22 protein-coding genes are annotated in these 26,994 nt (G+C 64.5%); 13 read left to right on the top strand and 9 right to left on the bottom strand.

Annotation, left to right across the window (positions count from 1 at the left end; genetic code table 11):
* Positions 1-2: 2 nt before the first annotated feature.
* The 4 genes from gcvP (at position 3) to HNH97_RS03380 (ending at position 5,981) form a co-directional block, all read left to right on the top strand.
* Positions 3-2,888, top strand: coding sequence for an aminomethyl-transferring glycine dehydrogenase (gene gcvP / locus HNH97_RS03395; protein WP_171789858.1), 2,886 nt, complete (start codon positions 3-5; stop codon positions 2,886-2,888).
* Between the two features lie 275 nt (positions 2,889-3,163).
* A complete protein-coding gene (locus HNH97_RS03390; protein ID WP_227744585.1) occupies positions 3,164-4,222 on the top strand; it encodes an ABC transporter substrate-binding protein in 1,059 nt (352 codons plus the stop codon).
* A gap of 11 nt (positions 4,223-4,233) precedes the next feature.
* Positions 4,234-5,244 carry a FecCD family ABC transporter permease gene (locus HNH97_RS03385; protein ID WP_171789912.1) on the top strand — a complete coding sequence of 337 codons (1,011 nt, stop codon included), beginning with the start codon at positions 4,234-4,236 and terminating at the stop codon, positions 5,242-5,244.
* Positions 5,232-5,981 (top strand): ABC transporter ATP-binding protein, encoded by a 750-nt coding sequence (locus HNH97_RS03380; RefSeq protein WP_171789857.1) that lies wholly within the window; start codon positions 5,232-5,234, stop codon positions 5,979-5,981. Before HNH97_RS03385 ends, HNH97_RS03380 begins: the two co-directional genes overlap by 13 nt.
* 127 nt (positions 5,982-6,108) lie before the next feature.
* On the opposite strand, the gene HNH97_RS03375 is transcribed toward HNH97_RS03380, so the two are convergent.
* The 3 genes from HNH97_RS03375 to HNH97_RS03365 all read right to left on the bottom strand — a co-directional run bounded on the left by HNH97_RS03375 (position 6,109) and on the right by HNH97_RS03365 (position 9,245).
* Positions 6,109-6,480 (bottom strand): hypothetical protein, encoded by a 372-nt coding sequence (locus HNH97_RS03375; protein ID WP_227744582.1) that lies wholly within the window; start codon positions 6,478-6,480, stop codon positions 6,109-6,111.
* Positions 6,481-6,587: 107 nt separating this feature from the next.
* Complete coding sequence (locus HNH97_RS03370) at positions 6,588-8,456, bottom strand: hypothetical protein (RefSeq protein ID WP_171789856.1); 1,869 nt, start codon at positions 8,454-8,456, stop codon at positions 6,588-6,590.
* Positions 8,457-8,597: 141 nt separating this feature from the next.
* Complete coding sequence (locus HNH97_RS03365; RefSeq protein ID WP_110912393.1) at positions 8,598-9,245, bottom strand: class I SAM-dependent methyltransferase; 648 nt, start codon at positions 9,243-9,245, stop codon at positions 8,598-8,600.
* Between the two features lie 143 nt (positions 9,246-9,388).
* Between HNH97_RS03365 and HNH97_RS03360 the strand changes: the two genes are divergently transcribed.
* The 4 genes from HNH97_RS03360 (at position 9,389) to ftsY (ending at position 12,937) form a co-directional block, all read left to right on the top strand.
* Positions 9,389-9,790 (top strand): VOC family protein, encoded by a 402-nt coding sequence (locus HNH97_RS03360; protein ID WP_110912311.1) that lies wholly within the window; start codon positions 9,389-9,391, stop codon positions 9,788-9,790.
* Between the two features lie 78 nt (positions 9,791-9,868).
* Positions 9,869-10,693 (top strand): diaminopimelate epimerase, encoded by an 825-nt coding sequence (dapF, locus tag HNH97_RS03355; protein WP_171789855.1) that lies wholly within the window; start codon positions 9,869-9,871, stop codon positions 10,691-10,693.
* A complete protein-coding gene (mtaB, locus tag HNH97_RS03350; RefSeq protein WP_110912313.1) occupies positions 10,690-11,940 on the top strand; it encodes a tRNA (N(6)-L-threonylcarbamoyladenosine(37)-C(2))-methylthiotransferase MtaB in 1,251 nt (416 codons plus the stop codon). The genes dapF and mtaB overlap by 4 nt, the downstream gene beginning before the upstream one ends.
* Position 11,941: 1 nt before the next feature.
* Positions 11,942-12,937 (top strand): signal recognition particle-docking protein FtsY, encoded by a 996-nt coding sequence (gene ftsY / locus HNH97_RS03345; protein ID WP_171789854.1) that lies wholly within the window; start codon positions 11,942-11,944, stop codon positions 12,935-12,937.
* Between the two features lie 172 nt (positions 12,938-13,109).
* On the opposite strand, the gene HNH97_RS03340 is transcribed toward ftsY, so the two are convergent.
* Genes HNH97_RS03340 through HNH97_RS03330 form a run of 3 tightly spaced genes read right to left on the bottom strand, consistent with a single transcriptional unit; the run spans position 13,110 to position 17,355 of the window.
* Positions 13,110-14,333 carry a phosphoglycerate kinase gene (locus HNH97_RS03340; RefSeq protein WP_171789853.1) on the bottom strand — a complete coding sequence of 408 codons (1,224 nt, stop codon included), beginning with the start codon at positions 14,331-14,333 and terminating at the stop codon, positions 13,110-13,112.
* Positions 14,333-15,355, bottom strand: coding sequence for a type I glyceraldehyde-3-phosphate dehydrogenase (gene gap / locus HNH97_RS03335; protein WP_110912316.1), 1,023 nt, complete (start codon positions 15,353-15,355; stop codon positions 14,333-14,335). The genes HNH97_RS03340 and gap overlap by 1 nt, the downstream gene beginning before the upstream one ends.
* 20 nt (positions 15,356-15,375) lie before the next feature.
* Positions 15,376-17,355 carry a transketolase-like TK C-terminal-containing protein gene (locus tag HNH97_RS03330; RefSeq protein ID WP_244182107.1) on the bottom strand — a complete coding sequence of 660 codons (1,980 nt, stop codon included), beginning with the start codon at positions 17,353-17,355 and terminating at the stop codon, positions 15,376-15,378.
* A gap of 295 nt (positions 17,356-17,650) precedes the next feature.
* Between HNH97_RS03330 and HNH97_RS03325 the strand changes: the two genes are divergently transcribed.
* Entirely contained in the window at positions 17,651-18,118 is a 468-nt protein-coding gene (locus tag HNH97_RS03325; RefSeq protein ID WP_244949282.1) for a hypothetical protein, read from the top strand.
* A 246-nt stretch (positions 18,119-18,364) separates the two neighbouring features.
* Positions 18,365-19,654, top strand: coding sequence for a 5-aminolevulinate synthase (hemA, locus tag HNH97_RS03320; protein WP_171789851.1), 1,290 nt, complete (start codon positions 18,365-18,367; stop codon positions 19,652-19,654).
* Positions 19,655-19,833: 179 nt separating this feature from the next.
* On the opposite strand, the gene HNH97_RS03315 is transcribed toward hemA, so the two are convergent.
* A complete protein-coding gene (locus tag HNH97_RS03315; RefSeq protein WP_216657501.1) occupies positions 19,834-20,463 on the bottom strand; it encodes a GNAT family N-acetyltransferase in 630 nt (209 codons plus the stop codon).
* Entirely contained in the window at positions 20,384-21,127 is a 744-nt protein-coding gene (locus HNH97_RS03310) for a DsbA family protein (protein ID WP_110912320.1), read from the bottom strand. The genes HNH97_RS03315 and HNH97_RS03310 overlap by 80 nt, the downstream gene beginning before the upstream one ends.
* A gap of 1,250 nt (positions 21,128-22,377) precedes the next feature.
* Between HNH97_RS03310 and HNH97_RS03305 the strand changes: the two genes are divergently transcribed.
* The 3 genes from HNH97_RS03305 to HNH97_RS03295 all read left to right on the top strand — a co-directional run bounded on the left by HNH97_RS03305 (position 22,378) and on the right by HNH97_RS03295 (position 25,548).
* On the top strand, positions 22,378-23,787 hold the full coding sequence (locus HNH97_RS03305) for a gamma-glutamyltransferase (protein WP_171789909.1): 1,410 nt from the start codon (positions 22,378-22,380) through the stop codon (positions 23,785-23,787).
* A 222-nt stretch (positions 23,788-24,009) separates the two neighbouring features.
* Positions 24,010-25,050 (top strand): recombinase RecA, encoded by a 1,041-nt coding sequence (gene recA / locus HNH97_RS03300; RefSeq protein WP_110094523.1) that lies wholly within the window; start codon positions 24,010-24,012, stop codon positions 25,048-25,050.
* A 102-nt stretch (positions 25,051-25,152) separates the two neighbouring features.
* A complete protein-coding gene (locus HNH97_RS03295; protein ID WP_227744576.1) occupies positions 25,153-25,548 on the top strand; it encodes a hypothetical protein in 396 nt (131 codons plus the stop codon).
* 131 nt (positions 25,549-25,679) lie between these two features.
* On the opposite strand, the gene HNH97_RS03290 is transcribed toward HNH97_RS03295, so the two are convergent.
* On the bottom strand, positions 25,680-26,987 hold the full coding sequence (locus HNH97_RS03290) for a glycerate kinase type-2 family protein (protein ID WP_171789850.1): 1,308 nt from the start codon (positions 26,985-26,987) through the stop codon (positions 25,680-25,682).
* Positions 26,988-26,994 lie beyond the last annotated feature (7 nt).

Raw genomic sequence — 26,994 nt, 5'->3', positions numbered from 1 at the left:
TCATGACGTCTTCCACTGATAACTCTCCCCTGTGGCAGGGCGCGGGCAGCGATCCTGACGCGTTCTGTGCGCGTCATGTCGGCCCCGACGCCCATGACGTGCGCGACATGCTGCGTGTCGTCGGGGCGGAAAGCCTTGAGGACCTGATGGCGCAGACCGTCCCCGGCGATATCCGCCTGAAGGGGGAAATGGGTCTGGGTGCCGGCGTGTCCGAAACGCAGGCGCTTGATCGCCTGCGCCAGATTGCGCGCCGCAACAAGGTGATGACGTCCCTGATCGGGCAGGGATATTACAACACGATCCTGCCGGGCGTGATCCAGCGCAACGTGCTGGAAAGCCCGGCCTGGTACACGGCCTATACCCCGTACCAGCCCGAAATCAGCCAAGGCCGGCTGGAGGCGCTGCTGAACTTCCAGACGCTGGTGATCGAACTGACCGGGCTGGACGTGGCCAATGCCTCGCTGCTGGACGAAGCCACGGCGGCGGCGGAAGCCATGGCCATGGCGCGTCGTGTCGCACGCAGCAAGGCGACGTCGTTCTTCGTCGATGCGGACTGCCACCCGCAGGTGATCTCCGTCCTGCGTACCCGGGCGGAACCGATGGGCTGGACGCTGGTGGTGGGCGATCCCGCGCACGACCTGCATGCGGATGCGGTATTCGGTGCGCTGTTCCAGTATCCCGGCTCATCCGGGCAGGTGCGCGACCCGCGCGCCGCGATCGAGGCCCTGCATGCGGCGGGCGCGATTGCCGCGATGACGGCGGACCCGATGGCGCTGTTGCTGCTCGAAAGTCCCGGCGCGCTGGGTGCCGATATCGCGGTCGGTTCGATGCAGCGCTATGGCATGCCGATGGGGGCCGGTGGCCCGCATGCGGCGTACATGGCGGTGCGCGATGCGTTCAAGCGCAACATGCCCGGCCGCCTTGTCGGCGTGTCGATCGATTCGCGCGGCGAGCCTGCCTATCGCCTTGCGCTGCAGACGCGTGAGCAGCATATCCGCCGCGAAAAGGCGACGTCGAACATCTGCACCGCGCAGGTGCTGCCGGCCGTCGTGTCGTCGATGTATGCGCTGTATCATGGCCCGGATGGCCTGCGCGCGATTGCGCAGCGCATCCATCGCCTGTGTGTTGTCGCGGCCGCGGGCCTGCGCGCGCTGGGCGAGGACGTGCGCACGGATGCGTTCTTTGACACGCTGAGCATTGCCACGGGTGACCGCACGGCAGCCATTGCGGCGCGCGCGGTGGCGGCGGGGATGAACCTGCGCCGCATTGACGCACATACCCTTGGCCTCAGCCTTGACGAGACGACGACGCCTGAAATCGTGCGTGCGATCTGGACCTGCTTCGCCGGGGACGCGGCGCGCGTGGCGACGATGGAAGCGAGCCTCGACGCCGCCGGCAGTGCGATCCCGCAGGCGCTGGTGCGTAAGGGCACGCTGCTGACGCAGCCGGTCTTCAGCGCCTATCGCTCCGAAACCGACATGCTGCGCTACCTGCGCCGTCTGGCGGACAAGGACCTTGCGCTGGACCGTTCGATGATCCCGCTGGGGTCGTGCACGATGAAGCTGAACGCCACGGCGGAGATGATGCCGATCACGTGGCCGGAATTCTGCGACATCCATCCCTTCGCCCCGGCGGACCAGATGGAAGGCTATGCCGAACTGTTCGCGGAACTGCAGCAGATGCTGTGCCGCATCAGCGGGTATGACGCCGTCTCGCTCCAGCCCAATTCGGGCGCCCAGGGCGAATATGCCGGGCTGCTGGCGATCCGCGCCTATCACCGTGCGCGGGGCGAGGCCGGACGTGACGTGTGCCTGATCCCGGCATCCGCGCACGGGACCAACCCGGCATCGGCGCAGATGGCGGGGATGAAGGTTGTCGTCGTCAAGTGCGACGAACATGGCAACGTGGACATGGACGACCTGAAGGCGCGCATCGCACAGTACGCGCCGCAGCTTGCCGCGATCATGATCACCTATCCCTCCACCCATGGCGTGTTCGAGCAGAGCGTGCGTGAACTGTGCGACCTGGTCCATGCGGCGGGCGGGCAGGTGTACCTTGATGGGGCGAACATGAACGCGCAGGTCGGGCTGTCGCGGCCGGGGTCCTATGGCTCTGACGTCAGCCACTTCAACCTGCACAAGACGTTCTGCATCCCCCATGGCGGCGGTGGCCCGGGCATGGGGCCGATCGGGGTGGGCGCGCACCTTGCGCCGTTCCTGCCGGGACGGCCCGAACTGGGCGAGGCCAATGCCGTGTGCGCCGCGCCGTTCGGGTCGGCCGACGTGCTGCCGATTTCGTGGACCTACATGAAGATGATGGGGGATGCGGGCCTGCGCCGCGCGACCGAGGCCGCGATCCTGAACTCCAACTACATCGCGGCACGGCTGTCGGATTACTACCCTGTGCTGTATCGCGGGGCGAACGGGCGGGTGGCGCATGAATGCATCATCGACCTGCGTCCCGTGCGTGATACGGCCGGGGTGACGGTCGATGACATCGCCAAGCGCCTGGTCGATCATGGCTTCCACGCCCCGACCGTCAGCTTCCCCGTCGCGGGTACCTTCATGATCGAACCGACCGAGTCCGAGGGGCTGCGTGAACTCGACCGGTTCTGCGATGCGATGATCGCCATCCACGCGGAAATCAGCGAGATCCTGGATGGTGGGATCAAGGTGGAGGACAGCCCCCTGCGCCATGCGCCGCATACGGTGCGTGACGTGACCGACCCGGAATGGAACCGTGCGTATGACCGTGCGCGTGGCTGCCTGCCCGGTGAAGTGCAGGCGGGGACCAAATACTGGTCGCCGGTCAACCGGCTGGACAATGCCTATGGGGACCGCAACCTTGTGTGTTCGTGCCCTGACATCTCCACCTATGCCGAGGACTGATTCACGGCTGCGCAACGGATCTGGAAAAGCCGCCCTAACCGGGGCGGCTTTTTTTATGGGCCGTCGGGAACATCATTAAGAAGTTTTTGGTGAAGCTTTTTTTCAAAAAGCTTCGAAGAACGCCGCCTTTTTGAAAAAAGCCGGCACCCAAAAACTTTTAATTTTTTCAATCCATTATTTTAAAACGTGCTTTCGCGGGCACAACATCGCCTCTGGCCGGAGATGTATCCGATGGGATATATCGGGGGCCATCAGGCAGAAGGGATATCAGGGGCATGCGGCATTCGCGGAAATGGGGCGTCGGGTTGATTGGCGCGATGGTGCTGTCGGCGTTTTCCGCCCATGCGGCGACCCATGGTGTGACCGACATGACGGGACAGGTGCAGCAGGTGCCTGCCTCCCCCCGCCATATCGCGGACCTGTGGTTCGCCCATAATGAACTGACGATCATGCTTGGTGCCGCGGACCGGATCGCGGTGACGGTGGACCGGCCGGATACGCGCCCGTGGATGTTCCGTGTCGCCCCCGTCCTGTACAAGGCCATCGGGGTCAACGGGCCTGCGGTCAATGCCGAAAGCCTGCTGAAGGCCGGGGTGGATGTCGCCTTTGTCCCCAACGGGTCGGCCACGGCGGCGGCGTTGCGCGCGGTGGGGATCCCGGTGCTGGTGGCCGGGTTTACCGATGTCGCAAGCCTGCGCCGTTCGCTGGAAATGACGGCGCAGGTGATTGGCACACCGCAGGCGCGTGATGTAACGCGGGCCTATGAAACCATGCTCGACGGGGTGATCCACGATACCCGCGCACGCACCGACGCGCTGGCCCCTGATGCGCGGCCGCGCGTGGTGCATATCCAGTCGCTGCATCCGCTGCGCGTGGACGGGGCGCATACGATCATTGACGAATGGCTGGCGATTGCCGGTGCGCGCAACGCGGCGGACGGGGTGGACGGGAACATGAAACCCGTCTCGGTCGAGCAGGTGGCCGCGTGGAACCCCGATGTCATCATCCTTGGTCCCGACAGCGGCACGTTCGACCCGGCGGCGGATGGCGGGGTGTGGCGTAATATCAGGGCCGTGCAGGCGGGGCGTGTGGTCCATAATCCGGCAGGCGTGTTCCCGTGGGATCGTTATGGCAGCGAATTCCCGCTGCAGGTCGCATGGGCGGCGCAGGTGCTGCATCCCGACCTGTTCGCGGCCACCAACATGGTGGAACAGACGCGCGCCTTCTATCGCGATTTCTTCCATTACGACCTCGATGCCGCGCAGGCAGGGCGGATACTGGCCGGACTGCCGCCCGCCGATGGCGCAAAGGGTGGGGGGGACAGCCCCCGTTGATCCTGCGTGCGATGGGGCGGCATGCCGGGTGGGTGGTCTCCGGCGGGTTGGTGCTGTGTGTCCTGATGTCCGCCTGCCTCGGGCGGTATGCCATTGCGCCGGGCGTGATCGCACGCTTCATCGTGACCGCCATGGGCGGACATGCGCTGCCGTCGGCGCAATATGACATGGTGCACGCGATCCTGACGGGCGCACGCCTGCCGCGGATCGGGGCGGCGGTGTGCGTCGGCGCCGCACTGTCGGTATCGGGCGCGACCTATCAGGCGGTCTTTCGCAATCCGCTCGTGTCCCCCGGCCTGCTGGGCGTGCTGGCGGGGGCGGGGTTTGGCGCGGCGCTGGGCATTGTCGGTGGCATGGGCACGACGGGGGTGCAGGCGCTGTCATTCGCGGGCGGGATACTGGCCGTCTCGTTCGGGGTGGGGGTGGCGCGCATGTTCGATGCGGCCTCCGTCCTGATGCTGGTGTTCGGTGGACTGATCAGTTCGGCGCTGTTCACCGCGCTGATGTCCATGCTGAAATATGTCGCCGACCCGCAGCAGCAGTTGCCCGACATCGTGTTCTGGCTGCTGGGCAGCCTGACGCAGGTCGATGTGCTGCGGCTGGAAATCATGGCGGTCCCGGTGCTGCTGGGCATCGTGGTGCTGTCGGCCTGCGGGCGGATGCTCGATGCGCTGGCGATGGGCGATGATGAGGCCCGGACCCTTGGCGTGCCGGTCACGGCGCTGCGTTACGGCACGATCGGCATCGCCACCGCGCTTTCGGCGCTGACGGTTTCCGCCGTGGGGATGATCGGCTGGGTCGGGCTGATCATCCCGCATGTGGCGCGCCTGCTGGCGGGGCCATGCAATGCGCGTGTCGTGCCGCTGAGCGCGGGTCTGGGCGCGATCTTCCTGCTGGTATGTGACGACCTTGCGCGCTGCCTGTCGGTGGAGGAAATCCCCGTCGGGCTGCTGACGGACCTGCTGGGCGTTGTGGTCTTCCTCTCGGTCCTGCGGCTGCTGAAACGGGGATGGCGGTTGTGAGCGATCCGGTGCTGGAGGTGCGTCAGGTCGGGCTGCGCCGCAACGGGCGGTGCGTGCTTGATGACGTGTCGCTGTCGGTGGTGGCGGGGCGGATGACCGGATTGCTGGGACCGAACGGGGCGGGGAAAAGCACGCTCCTGCGCGTGCTGCTGGGCCTGCTGCGGCCAGAGGCGGGGCAGGTGCTGCTGGACGGGCGGGACCTGTCGCACTGGCGGCGGCGGGAGATCGCGCACCGCATCGCCTATGTCCCGCAGGGGCACATGTCGCTGTTCCCCTATGCCGTGCGTGATGTGGTGGCGCTGGGGCGGGTGTCCTATACGCCGTTTGCCCGCGGGATCGACGCGGCGGAGGCGGCCATCGTGGACGATGCGCTGGCGCGGCTGTCGATCTCCCACCTTGCCGCGCGTCCCTATACCGACCTGTCGGGCGGGGAGCGTCAGGCCGTGCTGATTGCGCGCGCGCTGGCGCAGGGGGGGCGGATCCTGGTGCTGGACGAGCCTGAAACCGGCCTTGATTACGGGCAGCAGCAGCGGCTGTATGCGTTGCTGCGTGAACTTGCCGAAGATGGGTATGCCATTGTTGCAACAACGCACGATCCGCTGCGTGCTGCGGTGGCGTACGACCATGCCGTGCTGCTGCGCCATGGACGGGTGATGCGCGACGGCCCTGCGGTACAGGTGCTGGATGCCGAAGGGATTGCGCGTCTGTATGCGCGCGGGACCGGTGAGCGTATTTAAAAACGCACTGGTGAAAGTTTCTGGTGAAGCTTTTTTACGAAAAGGCTCCGAAAGACGCCGCCTTTTTGATGAAAGGCGACACCCAAAAACTTTTATTCTTTATCAATGGGTTATTTCAGATCGCCCCTCAGCGATTGGGCGTGGCCGGGACATTATCGACGCGGATCGCCTTGCCCGTGCTGTCGTAATAGACGATGGCCCCGCCATGACGTTCGGCATAGCCATCGGGCGTGCCGTGCTGGGTCCAGAACAGCAGCCGGTTGACGTCGGGCTGTTCCTTCACCTTGTCGCCGGGGGGAATGAAGCGGTACTGGCTGTAATCCATGTGCAGGCGCGGCAGCGGCGGATGGCGCGAAAGCTGGTGCATGGACTGGTGGCGCTTGAATTCGGCGTCGTCCTCGTCCTCCTGCGCCATGGCGGGAATGGAGGACAGGAGGACCGGCAGAAGCCCCACGGCCACGCATCCGGCAATCTTCCAGTATCGCTGCTTTACCGGCATCTGCGTGGCACCCTTTCGCCTTGTCCCGACAGGTTGGGGCAACATCCCCCTTTTTTCCGGCGGGCGCAAGGCGTTGGCGTCATGGCTGTTGTGGCGTGGATGGGGGATTACTGGAACGGCAGGTAGCGGAAGTCGAAGAAGATCTCGCTCATGCTCGTGCTTGGCGCGCCACCGGTGCCCCCCCACGCATGCACACGCGAGTAGGCAAGCTGCGTTCCGGCCTGCACCGTGCCGTACTTGCCCTTGATGAAGCGGTACCATGCGCCGATCGTGAATTCCTCCACCGACTTGATGCTTGCGGTGCAGGCCGACGACCCTTCGGTCCAGCATCCGCTGTTGTCGGACATCGGGTTGCCATAGCCATAGGCAGTGCCATCGGAATCGAAATATCCACGTCCCGAACGCTGCATCCCGAAATAGCCATAGACGTCGAACAGGCGGTTGGGATGGGCGATGATGCCCGCCGTGGCCTGCGCGCTGCTCAGCAGGTCGGGCGCGCCATTCTCCTTCAGCGTGGCGTCAGGCAGCAGGACCGAGCCATAGCGCCCGATCCCCTTGCCCGCCAGTCCGGCAAGGCGCACTTCGAGGTGATGCGGGAGGATCGGCACGATCATGGATCCGCCACCGCCCCATGCGATGGCGGTGTGGTTCACGCCCTCACCCCCGATGACCGAACGGTCATGCGGGAAATGCAGGATGCCTTCCATTTCATAATGGCCCCATGACGGGTCGCCCGCGACCTTTGCGATGATGTCGGGCGCGATCTCGTTGGAGTAGTTCGTGCTCGATCCCGTCAGGCCCACGCCGTTCGATCCCACCTTGACATAGTTGCCGCTGCCGGGCAGGGCATATTCGCCATTGTCGCTATAGGCGGAAAAGCCGGTGGTGTCATAGATCGTGGCCGGGTTTTCGATCGACAGGCCCGCCCACAGGCGATGCTCCAGGAAGTCCTTGACGAGGCGCACCTGCCACTGCCGCGCCCATGTCTGCCCGGCAAGGATGGAGGATTCGATGGTTTCCGGCAGGCTTTCCTGGCGCGGGATGATGCCGACGCGATCCGGGGTCAGCATCGTCCAGGCCTGCCCGATCAGGAAGTGCCAGTTGGTCTTGGAATCATCAAGCGTCAGGTAAGCCTGGCGCAGGCGCGGGACATAGGAATTGCTTTCATACGGGTTGGTCGTCTCCGCACTTGCGCCGAAATCGCTTTCGACAAACCCCGCAACCGTCATGTGCGTGCCCAGCGGCGCGCGCGCCATCAGGGAGAAGCGGGTATAGCGCGCGTCCCCGGTAAAGTTGTCGGTGTGGAAGTTCGAGCTGTTGCGGAAGGGGATGTTCGCCCACGAATTGAAGATGCCCGAGGCGACATGGCGGTTTTCCTCCACCGCGGCGGCGTCGAAGAATCCACCAAGGATGATCGACACGGACCCGGCATGGAACACCTTGCTGCCCAGTGCGCCGGCGGACTGCGCGCCCACGGTTTCACGCGTGTGCGGGCCGACATTGTTGTTCGCCATGTGCGAAATCAGGTCCTCGTCACGATGGGCGACGACGGATTCGAATGTCGGCGTGTCGATGAACGACCCGTTCGGATTGTCCGAATGTCCCCCGATATGCGGGCTCCCCATGCCCGGTGGCGTGCGTTCGCCCGTGGCCGTAAGGCGCCCTTCCTGCGGGGTCCAGCCACCACGCACATGGCCTGCGCTGCCTGAAACCTGCAGGGAATGTCCCCCCATGCCCGAACCCGTGCCGGTTCCGGTATGGGCGCGGTGCTGCGCGATCTGCTGGCGCATGGCCTGCAGGCTGCGCTGCAGTTCCATCTGCTGTTGCTGGAGATGTTCCATCTGCCGCTCCATGATATCGAGCGATTCCGGATCATCATCGGCCCAGCCGGCCGAGGCAGGCACCATGAAGGAACACAGCAGCAGGGCGGCCGACAGGCTGAGCCAGCCGGCACGGCGGGGGAAAAGATTCGGCATATATTACCAGTGGGCCTCGGACTACGGGTCAAGACTACTGTGTGTCAAAACATTTCCCGGCTTCGGCGTAAATGATAATTTCTTTTAAGAAGGATATTTTTACCTTCTGTAATATCGGATACGCGGTTCGGGGCGCTTTTTTCATGTCACACTGCCATCACGCCGCGCGGTGACGCCATAAACCGTGTCATGCCAGACGGCATCGTTGGGGGGCGGCGTCACGCTGCCGGTATCGGTATGGGCGAAGCCCGCGCGCTGCATGAGGATACGCACAAGGCGCTGGCGTTCATCGCTTTCGAGTGCCTGCCATAATGCGACGGCTTTTTGTGGAACAAAACTGTTTCCATATGTAACAAGGACCAGTCCGCCGGGTTGCAGGACGCGCGCGATTTCGCGAAACAGCGCGACAGGGTGCCGCAGGTAGGGCACGACATCGCACAGGCATACGGCGTCAAGCGATTCATCGGCCAGCGGCAGTTCGGGCGTGTCATTGAGGTCCTGGACGATGCGCTGCGTCAGGCGGTCGTTGGATTCAAGCGCCGGGGCGTCCACCCCGATGCCGATCACGGCGTCAAATGCGACGTTGTCAGGCAGGTGGCTGTCGCTTCCGGCCATCAGGTCAAGGATACGCCCGCCTTCGGGCAGCATGGTGCGGTACAGCGCCGTGACCGCCGTGCAGGCCCCGGCATCCAGCATCGGGCCGGAGGGACGGGTGGACCAGAAGGCGGTGTCGGAGTCGTGCGATGCGCTGAGGAAGGCGCCGGGATGAAAGCCGTGCAGATCGTTCATGAATATGCCAGATGCGACGGGGTTGGACGAAACGGCCGGTCGCCTGCACGTTTCGCCGTGCGCGAAAAGACGCCACGGCATGTTGAGAATGCCGCCGGTTGCCGCCATTTACGACAGATTGCATCAAGGGAGAAAGCGCAGACATGGCCAGAATGATCCATTCCATGATCCGTGTGCGTGACGCGGATGCCTCCATGGCGTTCTATGACCTCGCATTCGGCCTCAGGCCGGTGGACCGGCTTGTGTTCGAGACGTTCACGCTGATCTACCTTGCGAATGCGGAGCAGACGTTCGAACTCGAACTGACGGTCAACCACGACCGCGACCGCCCGTATGACCTTGGCGACGGGTATGGCCACCTTGCCGTTTCGGTCGCGGATGTGGACGCCGAACATGCGCGCCTGTCCGCCGCCGGCCTGTCGCCGCTGCCGGTCAAGGATATGTCGTGCGGGGAGCGGTTCGTGGGGCGGTTTTTCTTCATCACCGACCCCGATGGTTACCGGATCGAGGTGCTGCAGCGTGGCGCGCCGGGGCGTTTCCTGTAAAAACGCGTCGGCGGGCGACTCGCCGCAGGTGGCGGGCATGGTCGCGACGGGGATGATGTTGGCGTATATAGGGTTCGGATGAAGACCAGCTTTTACAAGATGCATGGCCTGGGGAACGATTTCGTCGTCATGGACGAACGCGCCGCCCGCCTTGACCTGACGCCCGCGCGCATCGCCGCCCTGTCGGACCGTCAGCGCGGGATCGGCTGTGACCAGTTCGTGGTGCTGCGCCCCGCCTGCCGCGAGGGCGCGGACGTGTTCGTGCGTTTCTTCAACGCCGATGGCAGCGAATCCGGGGCATGTGGCAATGCCTCGCGCTGTGTCGCGTCGCTGATCGGGCGCGAACGGGGCATCACGTCCCCCGTGCTGCAGACCCGCGCCGGACTGCTGAAAAGTGAAATCGCCCCGGATGGTACGGTCAGGGTCGATATGGGACCGCCCGCACTGGGCTGGCGTGACATTCCACTGGCGCGGGAGGTCGATACCCTGCACCTGCCGCTATGGGGGGACCCGGCGGCGGCGTCGATGGGCAACCCGCATGCCACCGTCTTCCTTGAGGCCGATGATGCGACCGACCCGCGCCAGCAGGGGCCGGTGATGGAACATGACCCGCTGTTCCCCGAACGCGCCAATATCGGCTTTGCGCAGGTACGCGCGCGCGACGACATGCGCCTGCGGGTGTGGGAACGCGGCGCGGGCCTGACGCTGGCGTGCGGGTCCGGGGCGTGTGCCGCCGTGGTCAATGGCGTGCGGCGCGGCCTGCTTGAGCGCACCTGCAGGGTGGAAATGGATGGCGGCGTGCTGTCGGTGAAATGGCGCGAAAGCGACGGCCATGTCCTGATGCGCGGCCCCGCCACGCTGAGTTTCGAAGGCTCTGTTGTGCTGGATACCTATCCCCGATGAAAAAGCCTGAAATCCTGACATTCGGCTGCCGACTCAACACCTATGAAAGCGAGGTGATGCGCACCCATGCGGCCGGTCTGGACAATGTCGTGATCGTCAATACCTGCGCGGTGACGGCGGAGGCCGAGCGCCAGGCGCGTCAGGCGGTGCGCCGCGCCCATCGCGACCGTCCCGACGCGCGCATCGTCGTGACGGGATGCGCGGCCCAGATCGACCCCGAACGCTGGGCCGCGCTGCCCGGTGTGACGCGGGTGCTGGGCAACCGGGAAAAACTATCCGCCGAAAGCTGGAGCGAGGCCGCGCTGTCGCAGGGCAACGCCGTGTCCGACATCATGGCCGCGCGTGAAAGCGCGCCGCATCTGGTGACGGAATTCGCGGGCCGCACCCGCGCCTTTGTGGAGGTGCAGCAGGGGTGCGACCATCGCTGCACCTTCTGCATCATTCCCTTCGGGCGCGGGCCGTCGCGCTCCGTCCCCGTCGGCGCGGTGGTGGAGCAGGTGCGTGCGCTCGTCGCCTCAGGCTACCGGGAGGTGGTGATGACCGGCGTGGACATCACCTCATGGGGGGGCGACCTGCCGGGGCAGCCCTCGCTGGGGCAGTTGTGCCGCAGGCTGCTGGCCCTGGTGCCCGAACTCGAACGGCTGCGCCTGTCGTCGGTCGATCCGGTGGAGATTGATGACGATCTGTGGCAACTGCTGGCGCAGGAACCGCGTTTCATGCCGTACCTGCACCTGTCGCTGCAGGCGGGGTCTGACATGATCCTCAAGCGCATGAAGCGTCGCCACCTGACGGCGGATGTCGCCGCCGTCATTGCGCGGGCGCGCGGATTGCGGCCCGATATCGGGATCGGCGCGGACGTGATCGCCGGTTTCCCGACCGAGGACGAGGCGCTGTTCAACGAGACGCTGGACTTCATCGCGGGACAGGCGCTGCCTTACCTGCATGTCTTCCCCTACAGCGAACGGCCTGGCACGCCCGCAGCAAGGATGCCCGCCATCCCCATGGCGCAGCGACGCGAACGTGCCGCACGCCTGCGCGCGGCCGGGGCGCAGGCGGCGCGCACCTATCACGCGGGGCTGCTCGGGCGGCCGCTGCGGGTGCTGATGGAGACGCAGACATCTGGGCATTCCGAGGAATTCGCCCCGGTGCGGCTGGCGGATGGTGTGGCGCCGTCGCAGGCGGGACGGATCGAGACGGTGCGGCCCGTGGCTTTTGACGATAACGGACTGGTGGCGGAAATTTCCTGACATGGCTCTTGGTTTCTTTTCACGACTCAAGGCGGGGCTGTCGCGCTCCACACAGAAACTCAGCGGTGGGCTGAGCGCGGTCTTCACCCGGCGCAAGCTGGATGACCAGGCGCTGGAGGATCTGGAGGACCTGTTGATTTCCGCTGACCTCGGGCCGAATGTCGCGGCGAAGGTGATTGATTCCTTCCGCACGTCGAAATTCGGCAAGGAAGTCACGGACGAGGAAGTCCGCAGCGCGCTGGCGGAAGAAATCGCAAAGATCCTTGAACCCGTCGCCATCCCGTTCGAACCCGATCCCGCGCACAAGCCGCATGTCGTGCTGGTGGTGGGCGTCAACGGCACCGGCAAGACCACGACGATCGGCAAGATGGCCCGCTATTATGGCGAGCAGGGCAAGAAGGTGATGATGGTCGCGGGCGACACGTTCCGCGCCGCCGCGGTGGAGCAGTTGCAGGTCTGGGGCGAACGCGTGGGCGCGCCGGTCATTGCCGGTCCCCCCAATGCCGATGCCGCAGGCCTTGCGTTCGAAGCGCTGAAGAAGGGCAAGGCGGAGGGTGCGGACCTGCTGCTGGTCGATACCGCCGGGCGCCTGCACAACAAGGGCGCGCTGATGGAGGAACTGGCGAAGATCATCCGCGTGATGCGCAAGTTCGATGAAACCGCCCCCCATTCCGTCTTCCTCGTGCTGGACGCCACCACGGGCCAGAACGCGATGGAGCAGGTGCGCGTGTTCAAGGAACTGGTGAATGTCACGGGACTGGTGGTGACAAAGCTGGATGGTTCGGCGCGTGGCGGCATTGTCGTGGCGCTGGCGGATGCATTCGGGCTGCCGGTCCATATGGTCGGCGTGGGCGAACAGGCGGAGGACCTGCGTCCGTTCTCCGCACAGGCGTTTGCGCAGGGACTGGTGGGTGACGACATCAAGGTGATCGACCGCGACACCCCGGCCGAAGGCGGGGAAAAGAAGGAAGAAGCGCCGCCACCAGAAGAAAAGTAAAAGAAGTTTTTGGTGAAGCTTTTTTCAAAAAGCTTCGAAAGACGCCGCCTTTTTGGAAAAAGGCGGCACCCAAAAACTTTTATTTTTTGAAGTCTTTTCCGTCTACAAAAAAGGGGACCATCCCACAAAGGATGATCCCCCAGACCCATCCGGGCGGTTACGAAACGGCCGCTCAGATCGGCAATGCGCGCTCGAACACGGATTCCAGCGCCATGATGCCCGGCAGGGTCTTGCCCTCCAGCCATTCAAGGAACGCGCCGCCCGCGGTGGAGATGTAGGAAATCTCCTTCGTCACGCCGGCATGACGCAGGGCAGAGACGGTGTCCCCCCCGCCGGCAATGCTTTTCAGCCTGCCTTCCTGTGTCAGGCGACCGACCTCCTGCGCCACCGCGTTCGTGCCCGCGTCAAAGGGCGGGATCTCGAACGCGCCAAGCGGCCCGTTCCAGACCAGTGTCTTGAGCGTGGCGATCTTTGCGCACAGGTTGCGCACGGTCTGCGGGCCGACATCAAGGATCATCGCGTCATCGGGGATGGCGTCAATGGCGACAACCTGCGTGGGCACGTTGGCCTTGAACTCGGTCGCCGTCACCGCATCGACCGGCAGCACCACCTCGCACCCCTTTTCCCTGGCCTTCGCCAGGATGGCGCGCGCGGTGTCGTGCATCTCGCCTTCCTGCAGGGAACGGCCGACCTTCACGCCCTGCGCGGCAAGGAACGTGTTGGCCATCGCACCACCGATGATCAGCACCTGCACCTTTTCAAGCAGGTTGCCGATCAGGTCCAGCTTGGTGGAGATCTTCGCCCCGCCAATGATTGCGCCGACCGGGCGTTCGGGGTTTTCCAGCGCGATGTTCAGCGCGTTCAGTTCCGTCTCCATCAGGCGCCCGGCAAAGGACGGCAGGTGGCGGGCCACGCCCTCGGTGGAGGCATGGGCGCGGTGGGCCGCGGAAAATGCGTCATTGACGTAGAAATCCGCCAGCGACGCCAGCGATTTGGCCAGTTCGGGGTCGTTCGCTTCCTCGCCGGGGTGGAAACGGGTGTTTTCCAGAACCACCACGTCGCCGTCCTGCATCGCATCGACGGCCTTCTGCGCCACGGGGCCGATGCAGTCATCGGCAAAGGTCACGGGACGGCCCAGCGCATCGCCCAGCGCATCGGCAATCGGGGCCAGCGACATTTCAGGCACGCGCTGCCCCTTGGGGCGGTCGAAATGGCTGACCACGATGACGCGCGCACCCTTCTGCGCCAGTTCCTGGATCGTCGGCAGCAGGCGCAGCAGGCGGGTGGCGTCGGTAATCTGCCCCCCCTTGACCGGAACGTTCAGGTCCGCGCGCAGAAGAACCTTCTTGCCCGCGGGCTGAAGCTGATCCAGCGTCTTGAATGCGACGGTCGTCATCACAGGCTGCCAAACAGGGCGGCGGTATCGGACATACGGTTGGAGAAGCCCCATTCGTTGTCGTACCAGCTACAGATGCGCACAAGCTTGCCGCCGTCGATCACCGCCGTCTGCGTCGCGTCAAAGGTGGAGGAGGCAACCGAATGGTTGAAATCCGAACTCACCAGCGGGGCGGTGTTGTAGTCGAGGATCCCCTTGAGCGGGCCTTCGGATGCGGCCTTGCGCATCGCCTCGTTCACTTCTTCGACGGACGAGGGCGCACGCTTGGGCACGAAGTCGAGCGAGACGAGCGAGACGTTGGGCGTCGGCACGCGGATGGCGGTCCCGTCAAGGCGTCCCTTCAGGTGCGGCAGGACGAGGCCCACGGCCCGCGCCGCCCCGGTGGAGGTCGGGATCATGTTCAGCGCCGCGCCACGCGCGCGGCGCGGGTCCTTGTGCAGCGTATCCACCGTGCGCTGGTCGCCGGTATAGGAATGGATGGTGACCATGTAGCCACATTCGATGCCGAACGCATCATCCAGCACCTTCGCCACCGGGGCGAGGCAGTTGGTCGTGCACGATGCGTTGGAAATGACCGTCATGTCGGACGTCAGCACGTCCTGGTTCACGCCATAGACGATCGTCGCATCGACGCCCGATGCGGGGGCGGAGACGATGACCTTGCGCGCGCCAGCCTTGATAAGCTGCGACGCACTTTCCTTGTCGGTGAAGCGGCCGGTGCATTCCATGGCCACGTCCACGCCTTCGAACGGGACCTTCGTCGGGTCCGCCTCGGCCGAGACATGGATGGGGGCATAGGTGCGGCCATTGGCCTTTATGATGATGCTGTTGCCTTCGACACGGACTTCGGCCGGGAAGCGGCCGTGCACGCTGTCATAGGACAGGAGGTGGGCGTTCGCCTCGACACTGCCGAGGTCGTTGATGGCGACAGGGACGACGTCGGTGCGTCCGCTTTCGATGATCCCGCGCAGGACGAGGCGACCTATGCGACCGAAACCGTTGATCGCGACTTTGACAGCCATTTCTTATTCTCCGTTCAAGGTCAGTTCTGTAGTGCAGCGCTTCGGGATGACGTGTCCGAAAAAGGAAGAACCCCGTCATCATGCCGCCGGTTGCCTGTATTTCCGGCGGGGCCGTTGCCCGTGGCGCGGATCACCTCCAGCGCGCGGGCGACGATATGTTCGGGCTGTATGGTCACGTTGCGTCCCTGGCGCGTGCCGGCGGTGACGTTTTCGCCGAAACCATCAATCCCGATGAATGTCCCTTCCTGTCCCAGCCAGCGTTCCCACCCGAACCCGGATGCGGCCTCCACGCCAATCCGGGGTGCCGTTCCCAGCACCTGCTCACGATAGGATATTTTTTGCGCCGCGAACAGTTCCCAGCATGGCAGCGACACCAGCGCCGCGCCGATCCCCTGTTCACACAGCAGCAGTTGCGCCATGCGCGCGGTCGCGACCTCCTGCCCCGTGGCGATCAGCGTGACCTGCCGGGGCGCGATGGGGGATTCGGCGACGACATAGCCACCGCGCGCGCACAGGTTCGTCAGCGGGTTGACGTTGGGCAGCGTGGTGTCCGCCGCCACGTCGGCCGCCGGGATGAACGGGCACAGCGTCAGCAGGCTTGGCCCGTCGGTGCGTTCAAGGGCCAGTTCCATGCACTCCATCGTCTCGCGCCGGGTGGCGGGGCGGAACACCGCGACATTGGGCATGGCGCGCAGGCTGGCAAGCTGTTCCACCGGCAGCCATGCCGGGCCGTCCTCCTCCGGTGACAGGCCGCCATCTGTCAGGAAATAGATGACCTGGCGTTTCATCATGGCAGCAAAGCGCAGGGCGGGACGCATGCGGTCCACGGCGACGAAGGTCGCGGCCCCGCAGGGCAGGAACCCGCCATGCAGCGCGATCCCGTTCAGCAGCGCCGCCATGCCGTGCACCTGCGTGTCGCAGCGTGTCGGCAGGGCGGCGGGGCCATGTCCCGTCGTCGCCCCCGACGCCAGCCCGAGGCGGGAGCGCAGGCACAGCACCTCGGGCAGGAGTTCGCGCAGGATATCAAGCCCGCGCCGGGCATAGCTGGTGGTCGGCAGGGCGGGGTGGGACATGCGGTGGCGTCCCGCGCCCTGCCATGACCGCCGCCAGTCGGTGCGCCACAGGGCCGGGCGCTCGCCGGAGATGAGGCGTTCGAAATCGACGCGCTGCCGGTCCTTGGCCAGCCTGCGCAGCCATGACCGCCGCGCGGTGGCCCCGCGCCGTGCTGCCGACGCCCACAGGCCGGGATCATCGACAAAGGGTTCCGCCGTTTCCGGGTCGGGCGCGGGGGACAGGCATGCAATCAGGCAGGGACGGTGCGTGCGCATGGACGATGCAAGGGCGGCGGCGATCTGTTCGGGCTGGTCGGCCGCGACCTTGCGCACGGACCAGCCCGACGCGGCATAGCGGGGGAGGGCGGCCTCGGCCTGCGTGCGTTCATGTTCCGACAGGCCCACCAGCACCGTGATGCGGTCCAGCCCCATCTGCCCCGCCAGCACCGCGGCCTCCAGCGCGACGCCGGTGGACAGTTCGGACCAGCAACTGACGGCCCAGATGCGGTGGTTGACGAGCGTGCGGCCAAAACGCGCGGCCATGTGCTGTTCCGCCATGGCCATGCCGATGGCCGCCCCCAGCCCCTGCCCGCTGGGTCCGAAGCCCATGGTCGTGGCGGGGTGGGGGGTGTCGTCCATGCGGATGGCCGCCTGTCCCGACAGCGTGACCAGCGCATCGACCAGCGTGCGGTATCGCACGGAGGACACCACGAAACGGTCACGGTCGAACCATGTGGGGCAGGCGGGGTCGAACCTCAGGTACCTGCTCCACAGCACCGCGCAGGCATCGGCCATCGCACAGGCATGGATGACATGGTGGCTGTCATGTTCTTTGGTGCGGATGATCTGCCGGATGGAGGCCGCGATCCGTCCCGTCTGGTCCAGCGGCGCGCCATCCTCCGCCGTCGGGGACGGGGGCAGGGGGGCGCTGTGTCCAGCGTCGGTCATGGGGGGCTGTTTCATGCCGTCTGGCCTGATCCACCTGTTGGTTCATGGTGGCAGGGCGAATATGCCACAGGCGGGATGCCGCATCGCGCCATGTCTGCCATGTCCGGATATTGCCGTGTCGGGGCATCACGTGATGTCCCACGACTACAGGATGATGCTTCCTGATCGCAAGTCCCCTGAGGGGATGCAGGGTCACAGGCGTTTGATTGTCGGGGCGCGCGGGGCAGGGGCTGATGCCGTGGCTGACGTTTTTGGCCCTTGCCCCGCGACGTGGATGCTGTATCGCTTGGCGGTCATGCCCGTATCATGCCGCCTTGCGCTGCCCGTCTGTGTTGTCCTTGCCTCCAGCATGTTCTGGCTCGGGGGCTGTACGCTGATCGGGCAAAAGACGTTCAACCGCCATGCAGGCGACCCGCCGCAGGTGGTCATCCCGCCCCCGCCGCCGGTGGAGGTCCGCCATGTCCCGCCGCTGCTTGAAATCCGGGCCGGAACGCCGCAGTCCCAATGGCAGCCCGACCTGAAGAAGGCCGTGGCGGAAGCGCTGGCGCGCAAGCCCAACGTGCTGTTCACCATTGTCGCCGCCATTCCCGATGCCCTGTCCCCGGATGCGCAGGCCACATTGCTGTCACGTATCGTCGCGACCTATGCGCAGGACGTCGCCACGGAGATCGTCCATGACGGTGCCGACCCTGCACAGATGGAGATGACAGGCATGACGGATCCGGGCGTTGATGCCCCCACGATCCGCATCTATGTCCGCTAGGACGCCCCGAAAAGTGGAGATTTTTTAAATTTCACGACGGCCGTGGCATGGTGACCTGACGGCAGAAGGCTTATAAGACTGGACGGATAGGGAAATAATCCTGCCTGTGGGGCGTGACATTGCCGTTCCACGCCATGGGACGCCCGGCCCGCACATCGTCGCCCATGGCGCGACGGGGCCGCGTCCGGCGCTGGAATGACGGTTCGGTGCGGGTATGGAACGAGGTTCGCATGGAAAGGAAGATCAGTGTCCAGTAATCATCCGGACGGCCATCCGTTTTACCGGTTCTGCCGCACCGCGCTGGCGGATATCCGTACGCAGGGCCGGTACCGCCAGTTCACCCCCCTCGCGCGGGAGGCGGACCGTTACCCCGTGTACGAGCAGGAAAAGGCCCCCGCCACGCCTGCGACCCCCGCCTGCGACCATGACCGTGAGGTCGTGGTATGGTCCTCGAACGATTACCTGGGCATGGGTGTCGAACCCGTCGTGATGGATGCGGCGATCACCGCGATCCGTGAACATGGCGCGGGTGCTGGCGGCACGCGCAACATCGCGGGCACCAGTCCCTACCACACCGCGATCGAACATGAACTGGCGGACCTGCATGGCAAGGAGGCAGGGCTGCTGTTCGTGTCGGGCTATGTCTCCAACCAGGCGAGCCTGCAGACCATCCTGACCAGCATGCCGGGCTGGATCTGCTTTTCCGATCGCCTGAACCATGCCTCCATGATCGCGGGCATCAAGGGCGCGCGTGGTTCCACCACGGTCATTTACGAACATAACGACCTCGAGGACCTCGAAGCCAAGCTGGCGGCCGCCCCGCCTGACGCGCCAAAGCTGATCGCGTTCGAAAGCGTGTATTCCATGGACGGCGACATTTCCGACATCGCCGGGACATGCGCGCTGGCGCGGAAATACAACGCCATCACCTATCTGGACGAAGTGCATGCGGTGGGCCTGTACGGCGCGCAGGGCGGTGGCATTTCCGAACGCGACGGCGTGGCGGACCAGGTGGACATCATCGAAGGCACGCTGGCCAAGGGGTTTGGCGTCCATGGCGGATACATCACCGCGTCGAGCGAGATCGTGGAATATCTGCGCCTTGCCGCGTCGGGCTTCATCTTCACCACCGCGCTGCCGCCGGCCGTGGTTGCCGCCGCCCTGACGAGCGTGCGGCAGGTGCGCAAGGATGCATGGCGTCGTGAAAAGATGTTCGAGCGCGTCAATGCCTTCCGCGCGCGCCTGCGCAAGGCGGGGATCCCGTTCACCATGACGCCCAGCCATATCGTGCCCATCCCGGTGGGCGATGCGCAGCGCTGCCGCGACCTCAGTGACCGGCTGCTCAATGAATACGGGCTGTATGCCACGCCGATCAACTATCCCACCGTGCCGCGCGGGACGGAGCGCCTGCGCCTGACGCCGGGGCCGTTCCATACGGACGAGATGATGGACCAGATGGTCACGGCGCTGTCGAAGCTGATGCGCATCAATGCGCCGGTGGATGTCGGGCAGAAGGTTGCCGAAGCGGTGAAGTGACCCCACGCAAGGAAAGGGCGCGATGGTGCCTTTTCCTTCACCCGCAATGGATGCACGCATCCAGAAGAACCCTGAAAATTCAAAGAAGTTTTTGGTGAAGCTTTTTTCAAAAAGCTTCAGGGAACGTCGCCTTTCTGGAAAAAGGCGACACCCAGAAACCTTATCTTTTTATCAACGGATTATTTCCGGATAATCTCTTTCCCCGGCCGCCACCGCATTGCGCAGCGCGACCCGGCCGGAAATCCCCCCGCGATTTCTTCCGCCAGCAGTGCCCGCAGCCATGGGGGCGGGGTATCCATGTCCACGAACCCCATCGCGCGGTAGAACGGCGCATTCCACGCGACATCGCGAAATGTGGTCAGGGTCAGGCCGCCCGTCCTGCGTGACTGCCGCACCTGATGCATGGCCGCGTGCAGAAGCGCGCGTCCCAACCCCTGCCCCTGTGATTCCCGGCGGACTGAAAGTTCGAGGATATGCAGGCTGTCATGCTGCGTCCGGGCGCTGAGGAAGCCGACAATCATGCCCGTGTCGTCCTGCGCCACCCAGCATGTGCCTTCAGCGATACATGCCAGATGCGTCTGTGCCGTCATGACATCACCCGTCGCCAGTCCCGCCAGCGCGGGAATGGTGGCGAAGCGTTGCGCGGCCGAGTGTTCGATTGCCGGCAGGAACGCGGCATCCCCCGGACGGGCGGGCCGTATGGCGGGGGTGCTGCGTGACGCCGCCGGATCAGCGGGTATGGGCGATGGCCTTCTTGAGTTCGTCGTAATCCACCGCGCCGGGAATGATCTGGCGGGCGTTGAAGACAAAGGTGGGTGTCCCGTCAAGGCCGATGCCGTGGGCAAGTTCCATGTTCGCCTGAAGCACGGCGGTAACTTTCTCCCCGTTCATCGCCTTGGCCATCTGGTCCGCATCCAGTCCGCACTGTTTGGCGAGCGTACGCATGCGATCGACGGTGGGATGTTCCGAGTCCGTCATGATGGCGTGCTGCATCTTGAAATACGCCGCCTGTCCGCCCTGCTGGAACGCGGCGACCAGCGCCTGTGACGCAATCAGGCTGCCCTGTCCCAGTACGGGGACGACCTTTTCGATGATGCGCACGCTCTTGTCCTCCGCCACGATCCGGTCAAGGTCGGGCAGGACCTTGCGGCAGTAGGGGCAGCGCGGGTCATAGAATTCGACCACGGTGGTTGTGGCCTGCGCATTGCCAAGGATCGCGTCCGACGCCACGGGGTTGAGCAGTTGCGCCCGATGGGCGGCCAGCGCCCCCTGTGCCGAGGCCTGCGCCTGGTTGGCGGCATTCTGCCGCAGCGCGGTGATCGCATCGGTCAGGATGGAGGGATCGGTCTTCAGCGCATCGCGCACGATTTCCACGATTGCCTTGCGCTGCGCGGGGGTGAAGGTGTCGCTCGCGCTCTGGGCAAGGGCCCCGGTCGGGGCGTAAAGCCCGCCCGCCAGCAGGGCCGCGGCCATGGAGACGGGCAACAGGCGGCGCAATCGGCGGGTATTGTGGGAAATGGACACGGGCGGCCTCCGTCAATCGGGTCAGGATGGGGGTATGTAAAGGATGCCAGCAGGTAAGGAAAGAAGATGGCATGTTAAAGATCCGCCATGCATGGCAATGCCGTGACGGGTTTCACGCGTGACAGGGCGGGAAGCCGAAATGAAATGCCACGGCAACCGGCAGGATCAGGACTGGCCCCGCAGGCGGAAAGGTCGATGCGCATATTTCATGCCTTGGGGCCATATTCCTGACTTGTCCCGGAAAATTCTGCTTTGGTTACAGGAAGGAATATCAAGGTCAAAAGGCACATGAGTGATGTGGTTATTTCAATCAGGGCAAAAAACATTCCAGAAAAAGTGCCAGTAAAGGCAGGGCGCGAGTTATCCTGAGGTATATATGGGAAAGCGCACGGCATATTTTTTTTGATTTATAAAATGTATTTTTCCATATGTGTTTGCGGATAATTGTGTATTATTTACTTAATAAATAGGTGGATTTTTCAAGTTATTATCTGGAAATAGAAATTATTTTTCCATATAAATAATTAAATGTGATATTATGTCCGCATATATTATTGAAACTGCATTTAAAATTATGTTATTGTAATTTATATACTTATCCCGAATAAATTGAAACGATTTCATTTATGAATCCCGGCATGATTGCGTGTTGTATGCCCGATTGAATTTTCACCGAACTTAAACGAAAAAGAATATGAGATATTCTAGGGAATTGTTTTTATTCCTGTCCTACGCTTTGGCCTGTGTCCGGCCATGATGTGACCAAATCATGCATACCCATGGCGTATCCACGGTACATGCCCTGACCATATCCTCGTTATCCCGTCTTTCCCGTGGTCGGCACCCATGTTCACTATATTTGCGCAATGATCCGCAGTTCACCCGCCGGCCGGGCATCCGCAGGGGACATGGTCTGGAAAAAGCCTTTTCCATCAGTTTTCTGTCCATGGAACCGGGGTATGGAAAATCCATGCAACAGCCTGCCGGGGGGCGCTCTCATGTCGCCGCGCCCGTGGTGGCAGTGGTGCAAAAGGCCGCTTGCCCCCTGCGCGCAAGACCGCTAATGGCGGAATGCCGGTGTGTCGATGCCATAGGCTGGCGGGGCATATGCTGTTGTGGTCAAATGGAGAAGAAGACGCGTGCCAGAGCATTCCATGAATTCCTTTGCGCGCAGGTCCGTCCGGGTCGCGTTGTCGGCAATGCTTGCGGTTTCCGTCGCCGGATGTGGCCATTCCTCGCCCATGCACCTTGTCACCCACATGTTCGGCCCGTCGCCCGGTGCGCTGATCGGGACCGTGGCCGCCGATGAACCACAGGCCGCCATGGTCGGGCGCGATATCCTTTCGCGTGGTGGCAATGCGGCCGATGCGGCGGCGGCAATGGGCATGGCGCTGGCGGTGACGCTGCCGTCCCGCGCGTCGATGGGATCGGGCGGGGCGTGCCTTGCCTACCGCCCCGGCGATAATGAAGGGGGCCGCGCCTTCATCTTCACCCCGCGCGGGGGCACCACCGATGGCATCCCCGGCGCGCCCCATGCGGATCGTCCCGCGGCGGTCCCGATGCTGGTGCGCGGGATGTACCTGATGCACCTGCAATATGGCACCACCTCCTTCGCCGAAATCCTGCCTGATGCGATGTCGCTTGCGGTCAATGGCGTCAATGTCAGCCACCAGTTGGCAAGTGATCTTGCCACCGTGCAGGGACCTCTGCTGGCGGATCCGGGCATGCGCGCGATCTTCAGTCGCACCGATGGCACGGCCCTGGTCGAAGGGGACGCACTGGTGCAGACGCACCTGTCCGGCGTGCTGGACCAGATCCGCAGCATGGGCGTGGGCGACATGTATAACGGCGCGCTGGCGCAGTCCTTCACCGCAGGCAGCCAGGCCGCGGGCGGCGGGTTGCAGACCAGCGACCTGCGCGCGGCCATCCCCTCCGAACGCCTGCCGCTGCGGGTCAGTGCCGCAGGCGGCCTGACGGTCGCGTTCCTGCCGCCCCCCGCCGATGGTGGCCTCGGCAGCGCCGTTGCCTTCCGCGCGCTGCTGGCCGGGCAGGGCAACCCCGAGGCCCTGTCACAGGGGGTCGTCGCCGCATGGCGCGCGCGTGGCGGGGATACGCAGGGCAAACTGACCAATGATGACCAGACCGCCCGCGCGCAGGCCGTCCTTGATTCCGGCACGCCGGGCAGTGGCATGCTGCCGCCGCTTCCGGCCTCGACCTCCTTTGCCGTGGTGGACCATGCCGGTATGGCCGTGGCGTGCAGCCTGACGATGAACAACCTGTTCGGCACGGGACGCATCGCGGGCAATACAGGCATCGTGCTTGCGGCGTCACCCGCGCGCATGCCCGCAGCGCTGCTGTCTGCCGCGATCGCCAGTGACGGCCATGCCTTCCGCGCCGCCGTGGCCGGGTCGGGCCAGAACGATGCCGCCGCCGCCGTGGCGGAGGAGATGAAGCTTGTCCTGTCCGGGCAGGCGCCCGCATCGCGCGCGGTCACGGCCGAAGGGCGCGTCAACGCCATCGTCTGTCCCCGTGGCCTGCCCGGTGATGGCGCGGCATGCGTCGCCGGTTCGGACCCGCGTGAAACCGGCCTTGCGGTCGGGCCACGGTGAGGCGTGACCTCCCGCGTCATGTCGGGGCGGGAGAAATGATACGGCAAATGACAGGGGCAAGGTTGTAAATGATCTTGTTTTGTTCCATATAGGAAGCAGCAAGGCCGCTTCCATGTGGAAAGCCCCCGGACACGTCCATCCCGTCCGGCGGATCCTGTGTTGACCCACAGACAGGAACATGGAATGCGCGAAACACAGCTTCGTCGAAAAGGTAAGCAGGCCATGGCACAGGCTCCGGGTATTGACAAAGGCAAGGCTCTCGAAGGTGCGCTGAGCCAGATCGAACGCGCATTCGGCAAGGGATCGATCATGCGCATGGGCGAACGGCCCAAGGCGGAGGTCGATGTGATCTCCACCGGGTCGCTTGGCCTTGATATCGGCCTTGGCATCGGTGGCCTGCCGCGCGGGCGTATCGTGGAAATCTATGGCCCTGAAAGTTCGGGCAAGACGACCATGGCGCTCCACGCCATTGCGGAGGCGCAGAAAAAGGGCGGCACCTGCGCCTTCATCGATGCGGAGCACGCGCTTGATCCCGGCTATGCGCGCAAGCTTGGGGTGGATGTGGACAACCTCCTCATCAGCCAGCCTGACGCCGGCGAACAGGCGCTGGAGATTGCCGATACGCTGGTGCGTTCTGGGGCGATCGACGTGCTGGTGATCGACAGTGTGGCCGCCCTTGTCCCGCGCGCGGAACTTGAGGGCGACATGGGCGACAGCCATGTCGGCCTGCATGCCCGCCTGATGAGCCAGGCGCTGCGCAAGCTGACGGGATCGGTGTCGCGTTCGAACACCATGATGATCTTCCTCAACCAGATCCGCCTGAAGATCGGCGTCATGTTCGGCAGCCCGGAGACGACGACGGGCGGCAATGCGCTGAAATTCTATGCCTCGGTGCGCATGGACATCCGCCGCATCGGCTCCATCAAGGACAAGGACGAGGTCGTGGGCAACCAGACCCGCGTCAAGGTGGTCAAGAACAAGATGGCGCCGCCCTTCCGGCAGGTGGAATTCGACATCATGTATGGCGAAGGCATCAGCAAGATGGGCGAACTGATCGACCTTGGCGTAAAGGCCGGGATCGTGGAAAAGTCCGGGGCGTGGTTCTCCTGCGACAGCCAGCGCATTGGGCAGGGGCGTGAAAACGCCAAGCAGTTCCTGCGTGAGCATCCCGAAATGGCCGCCGACATCGAACGCCGCGTGCGTGAGCAGGCGGGCGTGGTGGCCGAAGCCATGCTGGTCGATCCCGAAGATGAGGCGGAATGACGTACCCGCCCGTATGGACGTCTTCTGCCGTCACCATGGCGTGACGGCAGGATATGCAATAATCGGGCTTTGTGCCGTGGCGCGGGATGATACTGTGCGCGCATGAAACCGCGTCTTGTCATGATCGGGCTTTTGCTGTGCCTGGCGTCGTGCGCCGATACGATGCATGGCGACCCCACCGATCCCGTGGATGTTGATGAGGCGATGCCCCCCATTGGCGGGCATCGCGCCAACGGGACCACGGTGCCTGGCCCGGCCCATGCCTCCGCCGCCGGGCATGTGCGGCAGTTGCCGCGCATCGACCCGGACCCCGACGCCGCGACCGAGGCCTATCACCCCATGCCCGACGCGGCGGCGATGCAGATGATCTCCTCCGGCTACGACCCGTCGCAGGCGGGGGATGACGATGATTCCCAGAATCAGGAAGACCCCAAGCACTTCGTCGTGCCTGACACGCAGGTCAGTTACGGCAAGCCGCATGGGGGCAATGCGAACTGACCCGTCTGTCCGGGAAGAATGATTAAAAGTTTTTGGGTGCCGCCTTTTTTCAAAAAGGCGGCGTTCCTTGAAGCTTTTTGAAAAAAGCTTCACCAAAAACTTTTTATTTTATCAATGGTTTTTCGAATCCCCTACAGCACCATGATTGCACGGATGTCGTTGACGTTCGTCAGCGTCGGGCCGGTGCGGATCAGGTCTCCCGTGGCGTCAAACAGGCTGTAGCTGTCATGGCGGCGCAGGAACTCCCGCGGGTCCAGTCCCAGCGCGCGGGCGCGTGACAGCGTATCGGGCGTGATGAGCGCACCTGCCGCGTCCTCGGTCCCGTCAATGCCGTCGCTGTCCCCCGCGATGGCCCAGATCCCGTCCTGTCCCCGCAACGCAAGGGCGAGGGAAAGCAGGAATTCCGTATTGCGCCCGCCGCGCCCGGGTGGGCCATCGGCCGGGCGGATGCTGACGGTCGTCTCCCCGCCCGATAGCAGCACGGCAGGCCCTGCCACCGGCATGCCGTGGTGGCGCGCGGACTGCGCGATGCCAGCCATGATGATCGCGGCTTCCCGGCTTTCCCCCTCCAGCGCATCGCCAAGGATCAGCGGCGTCAGGCCAAGGCTGCGTGCCTCGTCTGCCGCGGCCTCCAGCGCCATCAGCGGTGTGGAAATCAGGATGTAGCGATTGTCCGGGTTGGGCTGCATGCGTGCGGGCGCAGGATGTGTCAGGGCGTCGATGACCTGTGGCGGGACGGTGATGTCGCGGCGGCGCAGTACCGCGAGCGCATCGGCAGGTGTCGTGGGGTCCGGCACGGTCGGCCCGCTTGCGATGGTCAGCGGGTCATCCCCCGGCACGTCGCTGATGGCCAGTGTCAGCACGGGCGCTGGCGCGCAGGCGCAGGCCAGGCGTCCCCCCTTGACCTGCGACTGGTGGCGGCGCACCAGGTTCATGTCGCCGATATCCGCCCCCGAATGGAGTAGGGCGCGGTTGAGTGCGCGCATGTCCTCCAGCGTCAGGCCCGGTGCGGGCAGTTCCATCAGCGCCGAACCACCCCCGGAAATCAGGGCGATGACAAGGTCATCCGGCCCAAGGCCCCGCACTTCGTCAAGCATGGCGCGCGCCGCGTCCTCGCTTCGGCTGTCGGGGACGGGATGGGCGGCTTCCATCACGCGGATGCGCGACGTCGTGGCCATGTGCCCGTCGCGCGTCACCACAACCCCACGCAGCGGCACGTCCGGCCATGCCTGTTCCAGGGCCGCAGCCATGGCGGCGGCGGCCTTGCCCGCGCCGATCACCACGCACCGTCCCGCTGGTGGCGGGGGCAGGTGGCGCGACAGCACGCGTGCTGGCTGCGCGCTGTGGATGGCGGCGTCGAAGATCCGTCGCAATGCGGTGCGCGCGGTCTCGTCGTGCCACGCATCTGGTGCTGCGGAGGGGGAAAGTGTGGGGGGCATCGGACGA

The organism is Gluconacetobacter entanii, from assembly GCF_013155425.1.
GTDB classification, from domain to species: domain Bacteria; phylum Pseudomonadota; class Alphaproteobacteria; order Acetobacterales; family Acetobacteraceae; genus Novacetimonas; species Novacetimonas entanii.
The sequence above is the reverse complement of the archived record's forward strand: the minus strand, read 5'-3'. Positions and strand labels throughout refer to the sequence as shown.